This is a genomic window from Achromobacter sp. D10 (assembly GCF_035282245.1).
GTDB classification, from domain to species: domain Bacteria; phylum Pseudomonadota; class Gammaproteobacteria; order Burkholderiales; family Burkholderiaceae_B; genus Achromobacter; species Achromobacter insolitus.
Genome location: NZ_JAYJLE010000001.1, coordinates 835,325 through 859,152, shown reverse-complemented (window position 1 = coordinate 859,152; position 23,828 = coordinate 835,325). Strand labels below are relative to the sequence as shown.

Annotated in this window: 21 protein-coding genes; 6 read left to right on the top strand and 15 right to left on the bottom strand. The window is 64.5% G+C overall.

Annotated features, from left to right (window positions below):
- Position 1 precedes the first annotated feature (1 nt).
- Entirely contained in the window at positions 2-664 is a 663-nt protein-coding gene (locus VCS63_RS04140; protein WP_063639225.1) for a glycine zipper 2TM domain-containing protein, read from the bottom strand.
- Positions 665-795: 131 nt separating this feature from the next.
- Between VCS63_RS04140 and VCS63_RS04135 the strand changes: the two genes are divergently transcribed.
- Positions 796-1,014, top strand: coding sequence for a DUF3717 domain-containing protein (locus VCS63_RS04135; RefSeq protein ID WP_042795684.1), 219 nt, complete (start codon positions 796-798; stop codon positions 1,012-1,014).
- Positions 1,015-1,049: 35 nt separating this feature from the next.
- Here the strand turns inward: VCS63_RS04135 and VCS63_RS04130 are convergent, their stop codons facing one another.
- The 5 genes from VCS63_RS04130 to VCS63_RS04110 form a co-directional block, all read right to left on the bottom strand.
- Positions 1,050-1,655, bottom strand: coding sequence for an SCO family protein (locus VCS63_RS04130; protein WP_042795685.1), 606 nt, complete (start codon positions 1,653-1,655; stop codon positions 1,050-1,052).
- A 17-nt stretch (positions 1,656-1,672) separates the two neighbouring features.
- Complete coding sequence (cyoE, locus tag VCS63_RS04125; RefSeq protein ID WP_042795686.1) at positions 1,673-2,566, bottom strand: heme o synthase; 894 nt, start codon at positions 2,564-2,566, stop codon at positions 1,673-1,675.
- 13 nt (positions 2,567-2,579) lie between these two features.
- Positions 2,580-3,614, bottom strand: coding sequence for a COX15/CtaA family protein (locus tag VCS63_RS04120; protein WP_063639546.1), 1,035 nt, complete (start codon positions 3,612-3,614; stop codon positions 2,580-2,582).
- Between the two features lie 158 nt (positions 3,615-3,772).
- The gene (locus VCS63_RS04115) at positions 3,773-4,354 is read right to left on the bottom strand and encodes an SCO family protein (protein WP_416379178.1); all 582 of its coding nucleotides are present in this window, start codon (positions 4,352-4,354) and stop codon (positions 3,773-3,775) included.
- A gap of 90 nt (positions 4,355-4,444) precedes the next feature.
- Complete coding sequence (locus VCS63_RS04110; protein ID WP_323878522.1) at positions 4,445-5,251, bottom strand: SURF1 family protein; 807 nt, start codon at positions 5,249-5,251, stop codon at positions 4,445-4,447.
- 39 nt (positions 5,252-5,290) lie between these two features.
- On the opposite strand from VCS63_RS04110, the gene VCS63_RS04105 reads away from it, so the two are divergent.
- Complete coding sequence (locus VCS63_RS04105; protein WP_006224570.1) at positions 5,291-5,491, top strand: twin transmembrane helix small protein; 201 nt, start codon at positions 5,291-5,293, stop codon at positions 5,489-5,491.
- A gap of 104 nt (positions 5,492-5,595) precedes the next feature.
- Here the strand turns inward: VCS63_RS04105 and VCS63_RS04100 are convergent, their stop codons facing one another.
- From VCS63_RS04100 to coxB, 5 genes are all read right to left on the bottom strand, one after another.
- On the bottom strand, positions 5,596-6,471 hold the full coding sequence (locus VCS63_RS04100; protein ID WP_042795688.1) for a cytochrome c oxidase subunit 3: 876 nt from the start codon (positions 6,469-6,471) through the stop codon (positions 5,596-5,598).
- 38 nt (positions 6,472-6,509) lie between these two features.
- Positions 6,510-6,734: a DUF2970 domain-containing protein gene (locus tag VCS63_RS04095; RefSeq protein WP_013390978.1), complete on the bottom strand. Its 225-nt coding sequence runs from the start codon at positions 6,732-6,734 to the stop codon at positions 6,510-6,512.
- Positions 6,735-6,743: 9 nt separating this feature from the next.
- Positions 6,744-6,869 carry a cytochrome oxidase small assembly protein gene (locus VCS63_RS04090; protein ID WP_042795689.1) on the bottom strand — a complete coding sequence of 42 codons (126 nt, stop codon included), beginning with the start codon at positions 6,867-6,869 and terminating at the stop codon, positions 6,744-6,746.
- A 31-nt stretch (positions 6,870-6,900) separates the two neighbouring features.
- A complete protein-coding gene (ctaD, locus tag VCS63_RS04085) occupies positions 6,901-8,508 on the bottom strand; it encodes a cytochrome c oxidase subunit I (RefSeq protein ID WP_042795690.1) in 1,608 nt (535 codons plus the stop codon).
- A gap of 104 nt (positions 8,509-8,612) precedes the next feature.
- Positions 8,613-9,770 carry a cytochrome c oxidase subunit II gene (gene coxB, locus VCS63_RS04080; RefSeq protein WP_042795691.1) on the bottom strand — a complete coding sequence of 386 codons (1,158 nt, stop codon included), beginning with the start codon at positions 9,768-9,770 and terminating at the stop codon, positions 8,613-8,615.
- Between the two features lie 289 nt (positions 9,771-10,059).
- On the opposite strand from coxB, the gene VCS63_RS04075 reads away from it, so the two are divergent.
- Positions 10,060-10,872, top strand: coding sequence for an NUDIX hydrolase (locus tag VCS63_RS04075; protein WP_323878516.1), 813 nt, complete (start codon positions 10,060-10,062; stop codon positions 10,870-10,872).
- Here the strand turns inward: VCS63_RS04075 and VCS63_RS04070 are convergent.
- On the bottom strand, positions 10,869-13,559 hold the full coding sequence (locus VCS63_RS04070) for a cation:proton antiporter (RefSeq protein WP_063639222.1): 2,691 nt from the start codon (positions 13,557-13,559) through the stop codon (positions 10,869-10,871). The two genes, VCS63_RS04075 and VCS63_RS04070, sit on opposite strands and share 4 nt — an antisense overlap.
- A 184-nt stretch (positions 13,560-13,743) precedes the next feature.
- On the opposite strand from VCS63_RS04070, the gene cpdA reads away from it, so the two are divergent.
- A complete protein-coding gene (gene cpdA / locus VCS63_RS04065) occupies positions 13,744-14,583 on the top strand; it encodes a 3',5'-cyclic-AMP phosphodiesterase (protein WP_042795694.1) in 840 nt (279 codons plus the stop codon).
- Positions 14,584-15,032: 449 nt separating this feature from the next.
- Here cpdA and rpoH read toward each other — a convergent pair whose 3' ends face one another.
- The 3 genes from rpoH to fghA form a co-directional block, all read right to left on the bottom strand.
- Entirely contained in the window at positions 15,033-15,917 is an 885-nt protein-coding gene (gene rpoH / locus VCS63_RS04060) for an RNA polymerase sigma factor RpoH (protein WP_042795695.1), read from the bottom strand.
- A 168-nt stretch (positions 15,918-16,085) separates the two neighbouring features.
- Positions 16,086-16,775, bottom strand: coding sequence for a hypothetical protein (locus tag VCS63_RS04055; protein ID WP_323878513.1), 690 nt, complete (start codon positions 16,773-16,775; stop codon positions 16,086-16,088).
- A 96-nt stretch (positions 16,776-16,871) separates the two neighbouring features.
- Positions 16,872-17,738, bottom strand: a complete 867-nt coding sequence (gene fghA / locus VCS63_RS04050) for an S-formylglutathione hydrolase (RefSeq protein ID WP_063961266.1) — start codon at positions 17,736-17,738, stop codon at positions 16,872-16,874.
- A 232-nt stretch (positions 17,739-17,970) separates the two neighbouring features.
- Here fghA and VCS63_RS04045 point away from each other — a divergent pair, with 232 nt between their 5' ends.
- Both VCS63_RS04045 and VCS63_RS04040 read left to right on the top strand, forming a co-directional pair.
- On the top strand, positions 17,971-18,735 hold the full coding sequence (locus VCS63_RS04045) for a hypothetical protein (RefSeq protein ID WP_063639218.1): 765 nt from the start codon (positions 17,971-17,973) through the stop codon (positions 18,733-18,735).
- A 347-nt stretch (positions 18,736-19,082) separates the two neighbouring features.
- On the top strand, positions 19,083-23,822 hold the full coding sequence (locus VCS63_RS04040) for a glutamate synthase-related protein (protein ID WP_042795697.1): 4,740 nt from the start codon (positions 19,083-19,085) through the stop codon (positions 23,820-23,822).
- The last annotated feature ends 6 nt before the right edge of the window (positions 23,823-23,828 follow it).

Sequence of the window (23,828 nt, the reverse complement as noted above, 5' to 3'; positions counted from 1 at the left end):
ATCATCCGCGCACCAGCTGGTTGTTCTCCACGCGCACATGGTCGCCGGACGCAAAGGCGAAAGGCTGCGCGCTGCGGAACTGGCGCGTGCTGCCGTCGCTCATGCGCACCGTAAGCTCATAGTGCGTCACCGTTTGTTGCTGTCTGATATTACGCTCAACTTCACGGCCTGCCAAAGCGCCGCCCACCGCGCCCAGCACGGTCAGCGCCGTCTTGCCGCTGCCGCCGCCGAACTGGTTGCCCACGACGCCCCCGACCACGCCGCCGCCGATGGTGCCGATAAGGTGATCGCTATTGTCCTTGACGGGCACCTGCACTTGCCGGATCGACTCCACCACGCCGCAGGTCTGGCAGGCCTGAGGAGGCGGCGCCTGCGTCTGGGCTTGAGCCTGGGCTTGCGGGCGCGGCGCGGGAGCGGCTGGCTGGCGTCCTTGCTGGGCAGGCGGGGGCGGCACGGCGGCTTGCGGCGCGGGTGCCAGGTTGGCGCCTTCCGGGCCGGCCTCCGCCACGGGCTCGTCCGCATGCGGATTGGCCGAAGGCGAGGGCAGCCAGCCCATCACGGCGGCCACGCCCACGGTACACATGACGATGACGGCGATTGCCGCGGCGGCAACCAGAGGATGGAGGCCGCGGCGCGCGGCTTCGATTTTCGAGGATGTATTCATGACGATGCTCCATCGTTACTAACCGGCAGTGGTATAGCACCCGGGCGCGGTTTCGGCGTGTTGCGATGGTGACGCTTCTTTGCAGGAAGCGGGCCGGTGGACAGCCCCTTCCATTCGTGGACAATAGACGGATGGATCCCATTACCCTGCCCCAGCTCGAACAGGCCATCAACTACTGGCGCAACATTTCGCCGTCGGTAGGCGACGAATCCCGCCTGTGCCCCGAAGCTGCCGCGCTGGCCACGCCCTACGCGCTGATGATCATGGCGCACCGGCGCGAGATCTCCGCCACCGAACTGAGCGACCAGGCCCGCGCCGCGCTGGCCGGCTGGGCGGCCGCGGGCAAGTAAGCCCGGCCGCCGCCACCACAAGGTGGCCTGGCCGCTCAACCCTTGAGCAGAGCCTTGATGTCCTGCGTCAGGGCATCCACCCCGATATTGTTGTTGGCCAGCACGCGCGATTCGCCCTTGCCGTCCAGCAGGTAGAACGCGGCCGTGTGATCCATCGTGTAGCTGCCGTCCTTGGTGGGCGCCTTGGCGTAATAGGCCTTGAACGAGGCAGCGGCCTTCTTGACCTGATCGGGCGAGCCCGTCAGTCCCAGAAAGCGCGGATCGAAGGCGGTGACGTACTGCTTCAGGACTTCAGGCGTGTCGCGCTCGGGGTCCACGGTGATCAGCAGCACCTGCACGCGGTCAGCATCCGGGCCGAGCTTTTTCATGACTTCGGTCAGTTCGGCAAGCGAGGTGGGACACACGTCCGGGCATTGCGTGAAGCCGAAGAACACGACGACTACCTTGCCAGCGAAATCCGACAACTGACGCGTCTTGCCGTTGTAATCGACCAGCTCCATGCCGCGGCCCAACTGCGTGCCGCTGATGTCGCTGCCCTTGAATACGGGAGCGCTGTCGCCGCAGGCGGCCAAGGCAGCGGTAAAAGCGGCGGCAGCGCCCAGGCGCAGGACCAGCCGACGGCTGGTGGAAAACACGGACATCGACAACCTCCAGGGGATCAGCGCAACAGGCCGACCCAGTGGTCCACCAGCAGGGCGCCAAACAGCAACGCCAGGTAGAGAATGGAAAAACGGAACATGCTGCGCGCCAGCTCGTCGCTGTAGGCGCGATACAGCCGCCACGCGTAGGACACGAACATGCCGCCCAGCACCAGCGCCGAAGCCAGGTAGAGTTCGCCGCTCATGCGGATGGCGTACGGCAACAGCGTCGTGGCAACCAGCGCCACGCTGTACAAGAGGATGTGCAGGCGCGTGAACTGGTTGCCGTGCGTGACCGGCAGCATCGGCAGGCCGGCCTTGGCGTAGTCGTGGTTGCGGTAGAGTGCCAGCGCCCAGAAGTGCGGCGGCGTCCAGATGAAGATGATAAGCACCAGGATCCAGGCTTCGGCCGGTACCGAATCCGCCACGGTGGCCCAGCCCAGGGCCGGCGGCATCGCGCCCGACAGACCGCCGATGACGATGTTCTGCGGCGTGCGCGGCTTGAGGATGACGGTATAGATGACGGCATAGCCCACGAAGGTGGCGAACGTCAGCCACATGGTCAGCGGATTGACCAGGTGATAGAGCACGAACATGCCGGCGCCGCCCAGCAGGCCGGACATGCTCAGCACCTGGAACGCCGAAATCGTGCCGCGCGCCGTGCCGCGGCGTGCGGTGCGCAGCATGCGGGCGTCGATTTCCTGTTCGATCAGGCAGTTGATGGCGAAGGCCGCCGCGGCCAGCAGCCAGATACCCAGCGTGCCGAACAGCACGCGGCGCATGTCCGGAATGCCCGGCGCCGCCAGGAACATGCCGATCACGGCGCAAAACACCGCCAATTGCGTCACACGCGGCTTGGTGAGGACGAAATACTGGCGGAACAATCCGGGCTGGGGAGCGGCAATACTGGTCATAGTGGGCCCTATTTTAAACGCGCACCGAATTGGGGTCGTAGCCCCCGGCCGGCGGGCGCCCTGCCGTGGACAAACGCACCATCAAAACCACCGCGGCCAGGGTCAGGCCGGCGGCCCCTCCATTGTGCAGCACCGCGATCAAGAGCGGCCACTGGAAAAAAATGGTGGTCAGGCCTGTCAGCAGCTGCGCGCCCAGCAGCGCCAGCATCAGCGTGGCCGGCCCCCGCAGGCCGGGCTCGGCGCGCAGGCGCGCGGCCAATATGCCCAGATACAGGAACACCACGAAGGCGAAGTTGCGATGGACCCAGTGGATGGCGGTCAGCGCCGGTTGGGAAATCATTTCGCCCGACGGCAGTTCACCCAGGGCGCGGATGATGGAATAGCCGCCATGGAAATCCATTTCCGGCACCCAGGCCCCATGGCATTTGGGGAAATCCATGCAGGCCAGCGCGGCGTAATTGGTACTGACCCAGCCACCCAGCGTTACCTGCACCAGCAACAGGGCGAAGCCCCCGGCCACCCAGGGCTTCCAGCGCGCGGCCGCTGCCGCCACGGCCAGATGCGGGCGTTCGCGCGCCGACAGCCAGGTCATCAGGGCCAGCACCGACAACCCAAACACCAGGTGCGAGGTCACGACGACGGGCATGAGCTTGTGCGTCACGGTCCAGGCGCCGAACGCACCCTGCACGCAAACAGCGATCAGCGTCACGATGGCCAGAGCCGGCGAGCGACCCAATTGGCGGCGGTAGCGCCACGCCATGTAGACGATGCCGATGATCAGCATGCCCAGGATGGTGCCCACATAGCGGTGGATCATCTCGATCCAGGCCTTGGACAACGTAACCGGACCGAAAGGCATGGCCTGGGATGCTTCATGGATGTCGCCCATCGCGCCTAACGGCGTCACGCTACCGTAGCAGCCAGGCCAGTCGGGACAGCCCAGGCCCGAATCCGTCAGCCGCACGAAGGCGCCGAACATGATCAGGTCCAGCGTCAGGAACCAGGTGAAGAAAACCAGCTTGCGATACCGCGATTTGATGCGTTCCATTTCCATAAACCATTACTTTGCCGCGCCGCGCGGATCCCGCAACACGTTTAACCAGCAGCCCCGCTGCCACGCCGGCAATATGCACCCCCGCATGCAAACGCCGCCACTCCAATCAAGGCCGCGCAGATCCGGCGCCGCAGGCGCTCCGGGGTCGGATATCACCCAATCCTCGAGCTGTAGACCAGCTTGCTGATGTCCTTGCGCACCTTCACCCCGTCAGCCTCGGCAGGGTACTGCATCATCAGATTGCCCAGCGGATCGATCACCCAGATCGGCGCCTCCAGCGGGGGCTGGCCTGCGGCCGTATCGCGCGCCAGCAGGAACCGCGCCAGCTGATCGGGGTTGGCGCGCACCATGATCGTGCCTTTGTAGGCTTCCAGCACCTTGTCCGGCACGGGCGCATCATCGGTAATGAACCAGACGCGCGCCAGCCGGTCGACATTCTTGCCCTGGCTGGCGTGGCTATTGCGCGCGATGAAGAGCTTGCGGGCGCAGCTTTCCGGGCAGGCGCCCCCATCCGCGGCCACCAGCAGCCATTTGCCCTTCAAGCTCTGCAGATCGAAGGCCTTGCCATCCAGCGTCGTCAGGCCCAGTTCGCCGGCCACGGGCATGGGCCGCTGCGGGTTCACCAGCGCGCCGTAGTTGCTGGATTCATCGGGCCACCATTGCGGGTTCATGTAGACCACGACCGCCGCAACGATGGGCGCCAACGAGCACAGGAACACCAGCAGCATCGGCATCAAAGAGCGCTTACGTGCTGGCTTGGTAGAGGAAAGGTCGCGAGCCACTTTGTATCCTGTCGTCTTGCGGGTTAAGAGTCGGCGCCCCGGTCAGGCGCCTAGCGTGTTTTTTTCACGCCGCATGCGCCGGATGGCGCCCCCCAGCACCACCAGCCACGCGACGGCGGCAATCGAAGCAAAAGCAAACCACTGCACGGCGTAAGACGTGTTCTGCTGGAAATCCACGGACGGCTGCGGCCAGTCCCGCACCAGGCCATCGTCCGCGCTGCCGTCGGCCTGCGAGAGCACGGTAGGCAGCAGGGCCAAGCCGGTAGCCCGAGCGTAGGCGTCCAGCGGCAGGTTCTGCACCTGCGGCAGCGCGCCGCCGGCCGCTGGCAGCGATGCCGGCAAGGCGGACTGCTCGGGACCGCCCAGCGACCAAAGCTCGAACAGTCGCGGAACCCGCGGCGACAGCTCGCCCGTCACCGTCTGCGGCCCTTCGGGCGTGGCGGGCAACTGCGGTTGCGCGGGGCCCTGGCCCTGGACGCCCATGACACGCGGAATCCAGCCCCGCAGCACCAGCACCGCGCAACGCGCATCGGCATCCAGCAATAGCGGCGTAGCCAGCCAGTAGCCGGGCTTGCCGTCGTGGTTGCGGTTGTCCAGCAGTACACTGAATTGCGGCAGCCATACCCCGCTGGCCTGGGCCGAACGCCAAGCGGTCATCTCGGCGGGGTCGGTCGCCGGGGTCAGGGGCAAGGGCGCTTGCTTGCGGCCCGCTTCGATAGCGGCCAGAATGGCGCGTCGCTCGTCGCCGCGGCGCAATTGCCATTGCCCCAGCGATGCCAGAATGATCACGGCAACACCCAGCAGCAGCAAAGCGGCTACCGTGTATCGGGTTGAATGCGGTCGGGCCATATTTCTACACTAACTACTCTGATTCGTCCGGAGACCACCATGCGCGTTTTCGTCGTCCTGGCCTTTATCGGGATTCTGGCCAGCCTGGCATCGGCCCTGGTCTACCTGATGCGGGACAAAGGAACCACCAGCCGCACGGTCAACGCACTGACGGTGCGCATCGGATTATCGGTGGCCCTGTTTCTGTTCGTGCTGTTCGCCCATCACATGGGCTGGATCGAAAGCACAGGCCTTAGATAGGCATCCGGGGCGCGGGTTCCCGGCAATGCATGACGATTGCAGATGAGTAAAGCGCGCCAGTTCTCGCATAAGAACTGGCGCGCTTCATTTGTTCCGCGTAACGATCAGAACCAGTACACGAACAAGTACAGGCCCAGCCACACCACGTCCACGAAGTGCCAGTACCAAGCGGCGCCTTCAAAACCGAAGTGATGGTCGGCCGTGAAATGGCCGCGGATCAGGCGGATCAGGATGACCGTCAGCATGGTGGCGCCCAGCAGCACGTGGAAGCCGTGGAAGCCCGTCAACATGTAGAACAGCGAACCATAGGCGCCCGAATTGAACTTCAGGTTCAGTTCGGTATAGGCGTGGTGGTATTCGTAAGCCTGACAGGCCACGAAGACAAAGCCCAGCACGACCGTGGCCAGCAGCCAGAAGATCGTCTTGCCGCGATGGTTCTCGCGCAGCGCGTGGTGGGCGATGGTCAGCGTGACGCCGGAGCTCAACAGCAGCGCGGTGTTGATGGTGGGCAGCCAGAAGGGCCCGACGGTCTGGAAGTGCTCAACCACGCCAGCCGGGCCGAAGTTCGGCCACACGGCCTGGAAGTCGGGCCACAGCATCAGGCGGTGATCCATATCGCCCAGCCACGGCGTAGTGATCGTGCGCGTGTACCACAGGGCGCCGAAGAACGCCGCAAAGAACATGACTTCCGAGAAGATGAACCAGCTCATGCCCCAACGGTAGGAACCGTCGATGCGCTTGCTGTTCAGGCCGATCTCGGATTCGTGGATGGCGTCGCCGAACCAGTAGTACAGCACCACGATCAAGCCGATGAAACCTGCCAGCAGGGTCCATTTGGCCCAGCTGACGCCGTTGATCCAGGCCGCGGCGCTCAGGCCCATGAACAGCAGCGCCACAGCCGTACGCACGGGATGACCCGAATCGGCGGGCACGAAGTAGTACGGTGCCTCTTTACCTTGAACCGAGTGGCTTGCACTCATGGCTTTCTCCCTGGTACAGATTTATAGAATTAAGTGATTCAAGTCAGGCTGGAAACGGCCCAACGCACAATTAATACCAGCACAGTAACGAAGATAGCCGCTGCCAGCAGCCCCGCCACGATCACGTGGACCGGATTGAGCTTGGCGACGTCTTCCCGGTGGCCCGCCCCCTTGCGCACACCGAAGAACCCCCACGCCACCGCCTTCATGGTCTGAAGGAAACTCAGCTTGCGCTGGGAGGTTTCGCGCAGGTCGTCGCTCATGGCCTGCGCCTAATTGACGGCGACGCCGGACAGCAGGGCCGAGCCGCGCAGCACGGTCCAGGCAAACACGGCAATGACGAAAGCCAGCAGGACCAGACCTGCGATTTTGTTGCGGCGGCGCTGCTCGGGTGTCATTGCTGTGCTACCTGGAACATGAAAGGCTGCTTTACTTCACTTCGGGCGGGGTTTCGAAGGTGTGGAACGGAGCCGGCGAGGGCACCGTCCATTCCAGGCCTTCGGCGCCGTCCCACGGCTTGGCCGCCGCGGGCTCACCCTTGCCCATGTAGCAACGCACCATCGCCCACAGGAAGATCAGCTGCGACAGGCCGAACCAGAACGCGCCGATGGTGGCCATCTGGTGGAACGTCGTGAACTGGCCGGCGTAGTCGGCATAGCGGCGCGGCATGCCTGCCAGGCCCAGGAAGTGCATCGGGAAGAAGGTGACGTTGAACGAGATCAGCGTCGACCAGAAGTGCAGCTTGCCCAGCTTTTCGCTGTACATGCGGCCGGTCCACTTCGGCACCCAGTAGTAGGCGCCGGCGAACAGGGCGAACAGCGAGCCCGCCACCAGCACGTAATGGAAGTGCGCCACCACGTAGTAGGTGTCGTGGACCTGGATGTCGATCGGGGCCACCGACAGGATCAGGCCGGTAAAGCCGCCCATGGTGAACACGAAGATGAAGCCGATCGAGAACAGCATGGGCGTCTCGAACGTCATGGAACCGCGCCACATCGTCGCAACCCAGTTGAACACCTTCACCCCGGTCGGGATGGAGATGAGCATGGTGGCGTACATGAAGTAGAGTTGGCCCGTCACCGGCATGCCGGTCGTGAACATATGGTGCGCCCACACGATGAAGGACAGCACGGCGATGGAAGCCGTGGCGTAGACCATGGAGGCATAGCCGAACAGCTTCTTGCGGGCGAACGCGGGCACGATGGCCGACACGATGCCGAACGCCGGCAAGATCATGATGTAGACCTCGGGGTGCCCGAAGAACCAGAACACGTGCTGGTACAGGACCGGGTCGCCGCCAGCGGCGGCGTTGAAGAAGCCCGTGCCGAAGTGGCGGTCGGTCAGCACCATGGTGATGGCGGCGGCCAGCACGGGCATCACGGCCAGCAGCAGGAAGGCGGTGATCAGCCAGGTCCAGCAGAACAGCGGCATCTTCATCAGCGTGAGGCCGGGCGCGCGCATGTTCAGGATGGTGACGATGATGTTGATCGCGCCCATGATGGACGAGGCGCCCATGATGTGCAGCGCGAAGATCGCCAGGTCCATGCCCGGGCCCATCTGCAGCGACAGAGGCGCATACAGCGTCCAGCCGGCCGCGGTGGCGCCGCCCGGCACGAAGAACGATGCCGTCAGCATGATCGCGGCCACCGGCAGCAGCCAGAAGCTGAAATTGTTCATGCGGGCGAACGCCATGTCGGAGGCGCCGATCTGCATCGGGATCATCCAGTTGGCGAAGCCCACGAACGCCGGCATGACCGCGCCGAACACCATGACGAGGCCGTGCATGGTGGTGAACTGGTTGAAGAGTTCGGGGCGGAAGAACTGCAGGCCCGGCTCGAAGAGCTCGGTGCGCAGCAGCAGTGCCAGGGTGCCGCCTTCCAGCAGCATGACGAACGAGAAGATGAGATACATCGTCCCGATGTCTTTGTGGTTCGTGGCGAAAAGCCAGCGGCGCCAGCCGGTGGGGATGGCGTGGTGGTGGTCATCGTGACCGTGGCCGTGGCCCGGCGACACGTGGTCTACAGTGACGCTGCTCATGATGGACTCCTTCCTGCTGAGTGCCGGGCCCGATCCACGGGGCCGGCAGGGTATCTCTAACTAAACGGAACCGGTTCTGCGAGGGTGTGACTGGGCGCGCGCAATCAGCGCGCAGCCATCACGTCCTTCGGCTGAACCGTCGGGTCCTGCCCCTTGCCTGCGTTGCTCCAGGCATGGCGCGTATAGCTGATGACCGCTGCGATCTCGACATCGTTGAGCTGCCCGCCAAATGCCGCCATGGCGGTGCCGGGCTTGCCCTTCAGCACGGTGTTGATCTGTTCCGCCTTCGGGCCCAGAACAACCTTGTCTCCGTCGAGCGGGGGGAAACTGCCCGGGATGCCCTTGCCGTTGGCCTGGTGACAGGCAACGCAATTTGCCGCGAAAACCTTTTCGCCGCGGGCAACCAGTTCGGCTTCCGTCCACTCTTTATTGGGATCGTCGGCGTTTGCCGCCATCTTCTTCTTTTGGTCTTCAACCCACTTATCGTAGTCGGCTTGCGCCATGACTTCCACGACGATGGGCATGAATGCGTGATCCTTGCCGCAAAGTTCCGCGCACTGGCCACGGTAGATGCCGGGCTTGTCGGCGTTGAACCAGGTATCGCGCAGGAAGCCCGGAATGGCGTCCTGCTTCACGCCGAAGTCCGGAATCATCCAGGAGTGGATGACGTCGGCCGCGGTCAGCACGATACGGATCTTCTTGTTCACGGGGACGACCAGATGGTTGTCCACTTCCATCAGGTAGAACTCACCCTTGGGTTCGCGGTTCTCGATCTGGGCGCGCGGCGTCGACAGCGTGGAGAGGAACTTGATGCCGGTGGCCGAGCCATCGAGGTACTCGTAGCCCCATTTCCACTGATAGCCGGTGACCTTCACGGTGAGGTCGGCGCTGGAGGTATCTTTCATCGCCACCACCGTCTTGGTGGCGGGCAACGCCATGGCGATGACGATAATGAACGGGATGACGGTCCAGGCGACTTCTACGCCCAGATGTTCATGGAAGGTCGCGGCCTTGTGGCCACGGGATTTACGGTGCGCCCAGATGGAGTAGAACATCACTCCGAAGACGCCGATGAAGATCACGATACAGATCGTGAGCAACATCCAATGCAACCACATGATGTCGCGCGAGATTGCCGTCACGCCTTCATGCAGGTTGAGCTGATTGACCTTCGGGCCGCCGGGCATGTCTTGCACCTGAGCACCTGCCACGCTGCCAATCAGCATCGCACAAGCCCCCAGTATCCCTCTCCACTTCTTCATGCTTACCTCGAAACACGGCGCGAAGGTCCGTTCGCTAGTGGCGGAAGTCACCGGAACCGGGCAACGCGCAATTATTAGATGGTAGGGCGTGGCAGGGAGATAGAGCGGCCCCTGTCGTTCCCACTCGAAATCACAAAGAAACTGGCGGATTATAGCGGACGCGCAAATAGATGTAAGTTAGTGCCCTTGAATTCATCGGGCCTGCCCCCATCTGGCCGCGCCCCCTTGACCAAGCGCTGCAAACAGGGTGGCATAAAATCCTCGGCAACTTCATCACTACGGTTTCACGATGCCCAAGCAGTTGTCCGACCTGTACGCCGACTTGTGCGCTCGCGCGCAAGAGCCCGCCCCAGAAGGCGCGCGCGCTTTATATATAGCGGGGCGTCGCTGCGGCTGGGCCACGCATGCGGCATGCGACGCCTTGCGCGACGCGCCCGGTATCGCGGCGGACGGTGACACCTTGCGCATCGGCTCGGACCTGCAACCCGGCGCAAACCTGAACGACGTGCTCGAACAAGCCGCGCAACTGTTGCGCCAAGCCAACTGCCTGCGCGGCTGGCGCGACGAATTGCTGGACGTTCTGGACGGAGACGAACCGCTGGGCGTGATCGAACGCGCGGCCGTGCGCCCATTGGGCCTGCTGACCAAGGCCGTGCATCTGAACGCCTGGACCCCGGATGGCCGGCTGTGGGTCGCGCGGCGCGCGCTCAGCAAATCCACCGATCCCGGTATGTGGGACACCTTGGTCGGCGGGCTGGCGAGCAGCCGCGAAGACCTGGAGCTGGCGCTGGTGCGCGAATGCGGCGAAGAAGCAGGACTGGACGAACCCGACCTGACGCAGCGCTCGCCCTTGCGCACGATCCTGCGCATCCATCGCCGCCTGCCCGAGGGCTATCAGGTCGAAGACGTCCTCACCAGCACCTGCGTGCTGTCGGCCGACGTCCGACCCGCCAACCGGGACGGCGAGGTTATGGAGATCGCGACTATCGACGCGGCCACCGCCGTGCGCCAGGTCGCGGAAGGCGAATTCACGCTGGAAGCAGCGCTGGTGATCATCGAAGACATCATGCAGCGCCGCGCGGCCGGCGAAATCCCGGCCTAGGGCCGCACGACCCCGGGCTCTCCCAGCGATGGCGCGTCCGGCGCGCCGTTCTGGGCCGGCGCTTGCGCGTCGCGGACCTCGCTGGCCGCCTGCGCGTCGGTGCCGGACGAAGCCCCTGCCGCTTCGGCAGCCTCGGCGGCCTGGGCGGGGCTCGGCGCCGACACCGGCGGCGATACCGGCGCGGGCGCGGCATTGGCCTGCGAAAACTGTTTCCACACTTCAATCGCGCGCAGGCGCTGCTTGGCCACGACCTGGATGCGTTCGCGCAGGTGTTCATCGCGCGCCAGCAGGGCGTGGAAATCGCGCGAGGAGAGCATCAGCAGCTTGCTGTAGCCCAGCGAGGTCACCTCGGGCATCAATTGTTCTTCGCCCAAGAGGCCCAGTTCTCCGAAGAATTCGCCGCTGCCCAGCTCAATCATGGTGTGGTCGGGCAGGTGCACCGCCACGGCGCCTGACGCGACGAAACACATTTCCTCGCCATGCCGGCCCTTGGTCAGCACGCGCTGGTCCGGCAGGGCCAGGCGCGGCTTGAGCAGCTTGCTGATGGCCCGCAGCGAATCGGCGGACAGGCCTTCAAACAGCGGCACGCGCTTGATCAGGTCGGCGGCGCTCATTTCAATGTCCAACGGCGGGTGCTTGTCGATATGCGCCCAGCGGCTCTTCAACTGCGCCATCAGGTCCGCATACACCTCGCCGCTGATCAGGAACTGTTCGAGCATGTCGCGGTAGCGGATACGTTCCATTTCGCGCGCCACGCGGCCCAGGTAGCTTTCCTGCAGCCACTGCGCGTAGGACGGATATTGCAGGTTCAGGGCCTGCATGGCGTTTTCTATCAGGTCCAGTCGGCGCTGGTGCAGGGACACGATGCGCTGGGTGGCTTCCTCGCCCAGCAGCGGTGTGATCTGTTCCCGCGCGAAGGCGATCAGGCGTTGCGCCACCGACCGCTTGCTCATGAGGTTGGCGAAGCGCTGGCCGAGTTCGCGCGCCAGCCAACCCTGGAAGCCGAACAGGTAATGCAGGCGCAGGGCCAGGCGGAAGCCGGTGGAATAGCGCACGTCGGCGACGATGGCCCGCTCGAAGCCCGGGATCCCGCCCAGCCGGATCGCATCCTCCAGCCGTTCCGCGCGCGCCAGCAGGGTTTCGGCCATGCGCCAGTCCACGATCTGCGCCTTGAGGATGTCGAAGAACATTTCCTCTTCGCGCTGAGCCACGATGGCCAGGCCCACCGCCACGCGCTGGTCGTCCGTCATCTGGCTGACCTGGCCGTCATGCACGCTGGTCAGGCTGGCGTCAAACACGGCGCGGATGCGATCGCGGACTTCGGTTCCGATATGCTCGGCCCGGGCAACATCCTCGGTCTTGCCCTGCAGGTCTTCCAACGCCACGGCCAGCGCCTGGTTGCGAATGGTGCGTTCCACCGGCGACAGCTGGTTCAGGCCCAGCATGCGGATCAGGGGACGCAGGCTGATGCCGTTGATGAACAAGGTCAGTAGCACGTAGCTGGTGGTGGCCACCGCAATGAACTGGCGCGCCTCTTCGGCCACGCCGGTCTGTTCCGTCACGGCCAGCGCCAGCGCCAGCGACACGGCGCCGCGCAAGCCCCCCCACAGCATGACCACCTTGTAGGGATTACTGACCTTGGTGCCCAGCCGGGTCAATCCCAACAAAGGCAATAACCCGAAAACGACGATAGCGCGCGCCACCAGCGTCGCCACGAACACCGCCGCCACCAACGCCAATTCCTGCCAATCCGCGGCCGCCATCAGCTTGGGGATCAGCATGGCGGCGAACAGGAAGATCAGCGAATTGGCCCAGAACCCGAATTGCTCCCAGGCGCTGGACAGGTACTCGAAGGTGGTGGGCGACATGCGGGTGCGGCCGGTCGACCCCACCACCAGGCCGGCAATCACCGTCGCCACCACGCCCGATACGTTCAGATAGTGCTCGGAAATGAAGAAAGACAGATAGGCCAGGGTCAGCGTTAGCGTGATCTCCGCGGTGGGAAACCCGCGCAGCCAGGCGAACAGGAAGCACGCCAGCCGACCCATGGCGAAACCGGCGATGCCTCCGCCGATGAAGTGCACAATGAAGTCGTTGAAAATACCGCTGGCAGTCAGTTCGCCATGGCCGCCCAGCACGGCCAGCAGCACTGAGTACAAGGCGATGGAGGCCGCGTCGTTGAAGAGGCTTTCGCCTTCGACCAATGTGGTCAAGCGCTTGGGCGCGCCCACCTCGCGAAAGATGCCCACCACCGCCACGGGATCGGTGGTGGCGACGATGGCGCCCAGCAGCAGGCAGACCACCAGGCCGTAGGACGAAATGGCGTCCAGCGTGACCCCGACCACCACGGTGCAGACCACCACGGCCACGATCGCCATCATGAGGATGGGGCCGATGTCGTCCATCAGGCGCCGCACGTTCATGGACAGTGCGGTTTCAAAAAGCAGCACCGGCAGAAACACCATCAGGAAGGTTTCGGACGAAATCTCGAAACGTTCCAGCGAATCCAGGAAATCGCCGATCCAGCTGGGCGCCCAGCCATGCACGTGCACGATGATGCCGAGCAGACAGCCGACGATAGCCAGCAGCACCGAGTAGGGCAGCTTGAGGCGGCCGGCCAGCGGCGGCATGAAACAGACCAGCGTTAACAAACCGGCCAAGCCGAATACGAGAAAACCTACATCCATGGTCTGTTGGTGGAGCTTGTGTGAAGTTTCACAAGAATAGCGGCTTTTTCCCGTCGGACCGGGCCGGAAACCGTCAGGAATCGTGGAGAATGCACGTTTCGTTACCCCAATGCGGACCTGCGATACGCGTCGGCCCATGTTTTTTGGGTAATGTGGAATCGCACAAACTTTGCAGGAGCGGCACTTGGCCCGGATCCATTCCCTGACCCGGCGCGACGACGCGCCCGCCATGCTGGTCCAGCTGACCGACAGCCATCTGTTCGGCGAGCCGGAAACCTCGATGCTGGGCGTCAATACGGACGCCAGCCTGCGCGCGGTGCTGCGCCAGATCGAAGCCGACGGCAAGCACCCCGATCTGCTGCTGGCCACGGGCGACATGTCCCAGGACGGCGAAGCCGCGGCCTATCGCCGGCTGGCGCGCGTCCTGTCCGAAGCGCCCGCCCTGGAGCAAGCCTGCATCCGCTGCCTGCCGGGCAACCATGACCTGCCGGCGGTGATGCGCCAGGAGCTGCCTGAATGGTCCGCTCCGGTGACCGACGTGGGCGCATGGCGCGTGGTCGCCCTGGACACCACCGTGCCCAACTCCAACGCCGGGCACCTGCCGCAGAGCCAGCTCGATCTGCTGGAGGCCGCGCTGGCCGAGGCTCCGGGCCGCCATACGCTGATCGCCATGCACCACAACCCCATGCAGATCGACAGCCACTGGCACGATTCGATGATGATCGACAACCCCCAGGCGCTATTCAAACTGCTGACACGCTGGCCCCAGGTCCGCGTGCTGCTGTGGGGCCATGTGCACCACGAATTCGACCGTCGCCGCCACAACCTGCGCATGCTGGCCACGCCATCGACCTGCTTCCAGTTCAGCATCCGCGACGGCAAGCATGTGGTGGACAACATGGCCCCCGGCTACCGCTGGATCAAGCTGTACCAGGACGGTTCGATGGCGACAGGCGTGCGCCGCGTGCAGGATGCGCTGTGGCATCCCGCCTTGACCTCGCAGGACAAAGCGCAAGCGGCGTAGGCAGTGGAGACCTCCCAAGGCGGGCCAGCCCCCTCGGGGGGCAGCAAGCAAGCGAAGCTTGCGCAGCGTGGGGGTGAACACAGCCTCCGCAAAAATAGCCGGCCCGCCGCCGGGCCGCCCCAAGGCGGGCCAGCCCCCTCGGGGGCAGCAAGCAAGCAAAGCTTGCGCAGCGTGGGGGCACCATAAAAAACGGGGCACCAGATATGCATGGTGCCCCGCAAGCATCCGTCTCATAGGGGAGGGGAAAGAGGAGAAGCCGAGACGGATGACAAGACGGCCAACCGAAGTTCGCGGTCTACATGAAGTTAGGCGGCGCCTTCCGCATTAAGTTTCTCGCGCCGCGCAAAATTTCCGCTCGAATTTGTATCAATTTATTCATGCGCCGCCGCCCTCTGTCCACAAAGCAAAAGGGCCGCGAATTGCGGCCCTTTGCGTAGGTCGATCAGGAATCAAGACGCGAGGTTGCCGCGCATCTTCTTCAAGGCGGCCGCTTCGATCTGGCGAATGCGCTCGGCCGACACGCCGAACTCCTGCGCCAGCTCGTGCAGCGTGGCGCCGCCGTCGTCTTGCAGCCAGCGGGCCTCGACAATGCGGCGCGAACGCGGATCCAGCGCTTCCAGCGCGTCGGTCAGGCCGGCGCTTTGCAGCTGGTCGCGGGCGGCACGTTCCAGCACGCGGGTCGGTTCCTGGCGGCCCTCGTCCGACAGATAGGCAATGGGCGCGTAGCTGTCATCGTCGTCGTCCTGGTTTTCCAGCGACATATCGCGACCGGACAGGCGCACTTCCATTTCGCTCACGTCTTCGCGGCGCACGTTCAGTTCGCGCGCAATGTGGTCGACCTGGTCCGGATCCAGCGTCTGACCGTCCGGGCGCATGCTGCGCAGGTTGAAGAACAGCTTGCGCTGGGCCTTGGTGGTCGCGACCTTCACCAGGCGCCAATTGCGGATGATGTATTCGTGGATTTCAGCCTTGATCCAGTGCACGGCGAACGACACCAGGCGCACGCCGCGCTCGGGATCGAAGCGTTTGACGGCCTTCATCAGGCCCACGTTGCCTTCCTGGATGAGATCGGCATGCGGCAAGCCGTAGCCCAGGTACTGACGGGCCACCGACACCACCAGGCGCAGGTGCGAGAGAATCAGTTCGCGCGCGGCGCCCAGGTCTTCCTGGTCGCGCAGACGGCGGCCCAGCTCGGTTTCGCGTTCCGCGGACAGGACCGGCAGGCGGTTAACCGCGGAAATATAAGCGTCGATCGTGCCAAGTGCGCCCGGATTGGCAATGGCCAACGCCAGAGCGTTGCCAGGAGCGGCCAACGAGGTACTGGGTTGCTTCATAGCGGGGATCTCCGGATGGCGAAGGGATAACGACATGGATTCGATGTTAGCACTCTAGTATTGGGAGTGCTAATTCGACTATTGCGGCGCGTCAAAGTTTCCTTTGACATTATATGTCCCCATTTATTTTTTAGCGGCGGGGTGCCGCTGGCGCGATGGGCGCCTTCGCTACCATCCCAGGCGCTTCAGCCCTTCGGCAGTGGATTCGCCATCCGGGCGGATGAACAACGCCCCCCGCGGATCCATCAGGACCTGATAGCGGGCGCCATCGAACAGGGGCATGTAGGCGCCGCTGCCGAATTGGACGTCGACAAAGGGGAACCAGTTCGGGAAATTTTTCTTCAACGAGGCCAGATCCGGCGCCGGCCAGTCGTCCAGCGCATGCACCGAACGCGTGGCCGAGGTTTCGCGCGCCGCATCGCTATAGCGGCCCGACAGCCGCTCCAGCCGGTACAGCGGGGGCACGCCAGCCATCAATGCAGGCAGACGCCAGCGCACGACGCGCGCGTCGATCTGCCACTGGTCGCCGTAGAGCACGTACTGCCTGGTCCCGGTGCCAGGCGCGCTGGCGCTGACCTGGAATTGGCCGTCGGCCACCTGGCGAACCTCGATGCGCGCGACAGGCTCGTCCGTCGTCAAGCGGAAAAACTGCACCAGGGACAGCGCCAACAGACCGGATACGCATCCCAACAGCACCAGCATCAGGCCAAACAGGCGGCGCACCGGCCGGAACTGAAACATCCTGCGGCCACGTTCGTCGCGCGGGCCTCCGCGGCCCAGCAGCATGACGATCCCGGGCAGCAGGACGACCACGGCACCCAGCAGGATCCAGACGAAGGGAGCGATTCCGTTGATCAAATCAGGCGTTCCTTTTGAGCACAAACCGCGGGCGGCGCGCCGACGCGCGCGCAGGCAAGCCCGCCTCGGCAGGCCCGCCAGTATAGAAGCGCGGCCTCAGGGCGCCGGTTTTCCAAGCCGCTCGACGTGAAACCGGATGTGATCCTCAATGAAGGTCGAGATGAAATAGTAGCCATGGTCGTAGCCCGGTTGGCGCCGCAGGTTCAGCGGCTGGCCCGCAGCGGCGCACGCCGCCTCGAATACCTCGGGATACAACTGTTCAGCCAGGAACTGGTCCGACTCGCCCTGATCGATGAGGATACCGGCCGGGAAGGGGTTCGTGGCGCCGCGCATCAGCTCGGAAGCGTCATAGGCGGCCCAGTCCTCGACCTTGTCGCCGAGGTAGGCGCCAAAGGCCTTCTTGCCCCACGGACACAGGCTGGGCGCGGCGATAGGCGCGAATGCCGATACCGAACGGAACTTGCCGGGATTGCGCAACGCCAGGACGAGCGCGCCGTGTCCGCCCATGGAATGGCCGAAGATGCCGGTGCGCGATGCGTCGCCGGGTAGCGCTTCGCCCGTGACGATGCCGTGCAGCTCCTGCGTCACATAGCTGTACATGCGGTAATGGCCGCGCCAGGCGGGGGTGGTGGCGTCCACGTAGAAGCCCGCGCCCGTGCCCAGGTCCCAGCTTTCGTCCTCGCCGGCCACATTGGCCCCGCGCGGGCTGGTGTCAGGGGCAACCAGCATGACGCCGAGTTCGGCGGCCAGGCGCTGTGCGCCCGACTTGATCATGAAGGTTTCTTCCGTGCAGGTCAGGCCCGCCAGGTAGAACAACACAGGAACCGGCCCCTGCTCGGCCTGCGGCGGGATATAGACGGAGAAGCGCATCGGCAGGCCGATCTCCGCGGACTCGTGCCGGTAATAGCGCTGCCAGCCGCCGAAGCAGCGATGCTGCGAAATGAGTTCCAGGGCGACTGCCATTGCTTTCCTCCGGTCGTAGATGGGAAAAAACGTCCGCGGACTAGGGGATACCCACGGTACGACGTTCCGTCGCCGAATGTTAACCTGGGCTTTATGGGGTACGAACGGCAGAAAAAAAAGCGATTTCATGCCCCGACCATGATCACGGGACTTGACCGGCGCCCACCGTGGCACTATTTATATACCGTGAGCGAAGACAACCCGTTCTTCCAGATACGCAAGTCCTGACACTATGGCCCGTCTGCCCCGTCTGTACGCCCCTGGGCTGCCCCAACTGGTGCAGGCCAACTTCATCCAGCCGCTGGCGGCGCCGTCGCAACCCGCGCCAGCCGACATCCTGAACCAGCTGGCCACGTGGCTGGGCGAATCCGCCCAACGCCATCGGGTCTCGGTTCACGGCTGGCTGCTGGCCAACGACCGCATCTTGCTGCTGGCCACGCCCGCGGACGAGGAAGGCCTGCCGCGCCTGATGCAGACGCTGGGCCGCAACCTGGCCGCGCGCCTGCGCGGTGGCCGGGTCTTCGCGGGACGCTACCGCTCCGCCTTGCTGGAGCCGGGCGCCTGGGTGCTGCCCTCCCTGGTCTGGCTCGAAACCTATCCGGTGCGCAGCGGCGCCTCCCAGGATCCCGATTCCTGGCCCTGGTCCTCGGCTTCCAGCCATACCGGCAACACCACCGCGGCCCCCGCGCAATGGCAGTCGGATCACGCGGACTACTGGGCCTGTGGCAACACCCCGTTTGACCGCCAAGCCAACTACCGCAAACGTCTGCAGGACGGCCTGTCGCGCGAGGAAACCCAGCGCATCGACCAGGCGGTCTCCGGACAATGGGCACTGGGCGGTCCGGCTTTCATTGCCAGCCTCGCCCATACCGCGAGCCGCCGGGTCGCCCCGGGCCAGCGCGGGCGTCCGCGCAAAAAGCCTGCCGCCGCGACCCCTGCCGACACAGAGCCGAACTCGTCGCCTCCGTCGACCCCCCCCACGTCGACCTCATCCTGACCTTGAACCCGCCCATCCGGCGGGTTCCGCATTTTCAATGGCGCACCTTTGCATTCACGCAACGGCCGACGACTCGAAAATGTACTGAAAGCGCTTGATTAAATAGGGACGCATAAAGCCAAAAATGACCATTTGGCTGCTGCGGACGCACCCACTTGGTGCAGACCCCCTTGGCAAAGCCCGTTTGGCGCGGCTCTTGATGCGTCACCGAATTTCTTGCCGATGACACATCCCAATTATAAATAGGGACACACCCTATTTATTCCTATTGCGCCCTACTCCCGTCGGGGGTATTGTCCGTCTCCTGCACTGCAACATTACGACGCAGGCCCACTGCGGAGCGCGCCATGCCCCAAATTACCCCGATCGACTCCTGTCCCCCGCCCAAGGCGACCCCCATCGATGCCAGCCGCATCGGGCTGCCTTCCGCGCAGGGCCTGTACAACCCCAAGAACGAACATGACGCTTGCGGCGTCGGCTTCGTGGCCCACATCAAGGGCAAGAAGAGCCACGCGATCATCCAGCAGGGTCTGAAGATCCTCGAAAACCTGGACCACCGCGGTGCGGTCGGCGCCGACAAGCTGATGGGCGACGGCGCGGGCATCCTGATCCAGATCCCCGATACGCTCTACCGCGACGAACTCGGCCACCAGGGCATCACCCTGCCGCCTCCCGGCGAGTACGGTGTCGCCATGGTGTTCCTGCCCAAGGAAACGGCGTCGCGCCTGGCCTGCGAACAGGAACTGGAGCGCTCCGTGCGTGCCGAAGGCCAGGTCGTCCTGGGCTGGCGTGACGTGCCGGTGGACGTCGACATGCCGATGTCGCCCGCCGTGCGTGCCTGCGAACCGGTAATCCGCCAGCTGTTCATCGGCCGCGGCGCCGACGTGATGGTGCCGGACGCGCTGGAGCGCAAGCTGTACGTCATCCGCAAGACCGCCAGCCACGCCATCCAGAACATGCACCTGGCGCACGGCAAGGAATATTTCGTGCCCTCGGCCTCGGTGCGCACCGTGGTCTACAAGGGCCTGCTGCTGGCCGACCAGGTCGGCCGCTACTACCGCGACCTGGCCGACCCGCGCACGGTGTCGGCGCTGGCGCTGGTCCACCAACGCTTCTCGACCAACACCTTCCCGGCCTGGCCGCTGGCCCACCCGTACCGCATGATTGCGCACAACGGCGAAATCAACACGGTCAAGGGCAACTTCAACTGGCTGCGCGCCCGCGAAGGCATGATGCAGTCGGCCGTGCTGGGCGAGGACCTGAAGAAGCTGTACCCTATCGTCTACGAAGGCCAGTCGGACACCGCAACGTTCGACAACTGCCTGGAACTGCTGGTGAATTCGGGCTACTCGCTGGCCCACGCCATGATGATGATGATCCCGGAAGCCTGGGAACAACATACGCAGATGGACGAAAGCCGCCGCGCTTTCTACGAGTACCACGCTGCCATGATGGAGCCCTGGGACGGTCCCGCCGCGGTCGCGTTCACCGACGGCCGCCAGATCGGCGCCACGCTGGACCGCAACGGCCTGCGCCCGGCCCGCTACCTGGTCACCGATGACGACATGGTCATCCTGGCCTCGGAAGCCGGCACGCTCTCGATCCCCGAAAACCGCATCATCAAGAAGTGGCGCCTGCAGCCCGGCAAGATGTTCCTGATCGACCTGGAACAGGGCCGCATCATCGACGACGCCGAGATCAAGCTGCAACTGGCCAACAGCCGTCCGTACCGCCAATGGATCGAACGCCTGCAGATCAAGCTGGAATCGCTGCCGGCCCCGCGCCAGGCCGCCGTCGCCACGCAGTCGTCCGTATCGTTGCTGGACCGCCAGCAGGCCTTCGGCTGGACCCAAGAAGACTACAAGTTCATCCTGGAACCCATGGCCACGACAGGCGAGGAAGTCATCGGCTCGATGGGCAACGACGCGCCGCTGGCCGTGCTGTCCGACCGCGCCAAGCCGTTCTACAACTACTTCCGCCAACTGTTCGCGCAAGTCACGAACCCGCCGATCGACCCCATCCGCGAACAGCTGGTGATGTCACTGGTGTCGTTCATCGGGCCGAAGCCCAACCTGCTGGACATCAACAACGTCAATCCGCCGCTGCGCCTGGAAGTCTCCCAGCCGGTGCTGGACTTCGCCGCCATGGCGCAGATCCGCGACATCGAACAGGTCACGGGCAAGAAGTTCCGCAGCTTTGAGCTGGACATCACGTATCCCGCCGCCTGGGGTCCCGAAGGCATTGAAGCCCGTGTGGCCGCGCTGTGCGCGCGCGCCGTCGACGCGGTTCGCAGCGGCTACAACATCCTGATCGTGTCCGACCGGCTGGTCGACAGCGAACGCGTGGCCATCCCCGCGCTGCTGGCGACGTCCGCGGTCCACCAGCACCTGATCCGCGCCGGCCTGCGCACCAATACCGGCCTGGTCGTGGAAACCGGCTCGGCGCGTGAAGTCCATCACTTCGCCCTCTTGGGCGGCTACGGCGCCGAAGCCATCCACCCCTACCTGGCGCTGGAATCGCTGGGCAAGATGAACGACCCCGAAAAGGCGGTCAAGAACTTCATCAAGGCAATCGGCAAGGGCTTGAACAAGGTCATGTCCAAGATGGGCATTTCCACGTACATGTCCTACACGGGCGCACAGATCTTCGAAGCCGTGGGCCTGCAGACCGCCCTGGTGAACAAGTACTTCACCGGCACTGCCTCCAACATCGAGGGCATCGGCATCTTCCAGGTGGCCGAAGAAGCGCTGCGCCAGCACCGCGCCGCCTTCAGCACCGATCCGGTGCTGGCCAACGACCTGGATGCGGGCGGCGAATACGCCTATCGCGTGCGCGGCGAAGAGCACATGTGGACGCCGGATTCCATCGCCAAGCTGCAACACGCCTCGCGCGCCAACAACTACCGCACGTACAAGGAGTACGCGCAGATCATCAACGACCAGAGCCGTCGTCACATGACCCTGCGCGGCCTGTTCGAGTTCCGCTTCGATCCGTCTCGGGCGATTCCGCTGGACGACGTTGAACCCGCCAAGGAAATCGTCAAGCGCTTCGCCACGGGCGCAATGTCGCTGGGCTCGATCTCCACCGAAGCGCACTCGGTGCTGGCCGTGGCCATGAACCGCATCGGCGGCAAGTCCAACACCGGCGAAGGCGGCGAGGACGAACTGCGCTACCGCGCCGAAATGCGTGAAGGCAAGAGCACCATCAAGGACGGCGACACGCTGGCGTCCGTGCTGGGCTCGGACCGCATCGAAGCGGACGTCGAACTGAAGAAGGGCGACTCGCTACGTTCCAAGATCAAGCAGGTGGCCTCGGGCCGTTTCGGCGTGACCGCCGAGTACCTGTCGTCCGCCGACCAGATCCAGATCAAGATGGCGCAGGGCGCCAAGCCCGGCGAAGGCGGCCAGTTGCCCGGCCACAAGGTGTCGGAATACATCGCCAAGCTGCGCTATTCGGTCCCCGGCGTGGGCCTGATTTCGCCCCCGCCTCACCATGACATCTATTCCATCGAAGACCTGGCCCAGCTGATCCACGATCTGAAGAACGTGAATTCCAAGGCTTCGGTCTCGGTCAAGCTCGTATCCGAGGTGGGCGTGGGCACCGTGGCAGCAGGCGTGGCCAAGGCCAAGGCCGACCACGTCGTGATCGCCGGCCATGACGGCGGCACGGGCGCCTCGCCGGTGTCGTCCATCAAGCACGTGGGCACGCCCTGGGAACTGGGCCTGGCTGAAACGCAGCAGACGCTGGTGCTGAACCGCCTGCGCAGCCGCATCCGCGTACAGGCCGACGGCCAGATGAAGACCGGCCGCGACGTCGTCATCGGCGCGCTGCTGGGCGCTGACGAATTCGGCTTCGCGACCGCTCCGCTGGTCGTCGAAGGCTGCATCATGATGCGCAAGTGCCACTTGAACACCTGCCCGGTGGGCGTGGCCACGCAAGACCCCGTCCTGCGCAAGAAATTCCAGGGCAAGCCCGAGCACGTCGTGAACTTCTTCTTCTTCATCGCCGAGGAAGTCCGCGAAATCATGGCCCAGCTGGGCATCCGCAAGTTCGACGACCTGATCGGCCGCGCCGATCTGCTGGACATGCGTTCGGGCGTGGAACACTGGAAGGCCCAGGGCCTGGATTTCGCCCGCGTGTTCCATCAGACCCAGTCCGACGCGGCAGTGCGCCAGACCGAAGAGCAGGACCATGGCCTGGCCGGCGCGCTCGATCACCAGCTGATCGAACGCAGCAAGCCCGCGCTGGAGCGCGGCGAAAAGGTTTCGTTCATCGTGCCGGTACGCAACCGCAACCGCACCATCGGCGCCATGCTGTCGGGCGCGGTGGCTGCGCGCTACGGCCATGACGGCCTGCCGGACGACACCATCCACATCCAATGCAACGGCACCGCCGGCCAGAGCTTCGGCGCGTTCCTGGCCCATGGCATCACGATGGACCTGGTGGGCGAAGGCAACGACTACGTCGGCAAGGGCCTGTCGGGCGGCCGCATCATCGTGCGCTCGCCCAATGACTTCCGCGGTTTCGGCCCCGATCACATCATCGCCGGCAACACCGTGCTGTATGGCGCGCTGGCGGGCGAAGCCTTCTTCAACGGCGTGGCCGGTGAACGCTTCGCGGTTCGCAACTCGGGCGCCGCCACCGTCGTGGAAGGCACGGGCGACCATGGCTGCGAATACATGACCGGCGGCACCGTCGTGGTACTGGGCGCCACGGGCCGCAACTTCGCGGCCGGCATGTCCGGCGGCGTGGCCTACGTGTGGGATCCGGAGCGCACGCTCAAGCAACGCGCCAACCTGTCCATGGTTGAACTGGAAAGCATCGTGCCGCACGCCGAGCAGGTCGCCCAGAACAACATCGACGTCTGGCACAGCGCGCAGCGCGGCGGTGAACGCGAAACGGACGAAGCCATCCTGCGCCGCCTGGTGGAAGACCACTTCCGCTACACCGGCAGCTTCCGCGCCCGCGAAATCCTGGGCGACTGGGAAGCCTCGCGCGGCAAATTCGTGAAAATCATGCCGACGGACTACCGCCGCGCATTGGGTGAAATGTGGCGTGCAGCCAACCCGCAACAACTGGCTGCGTGAGGGATA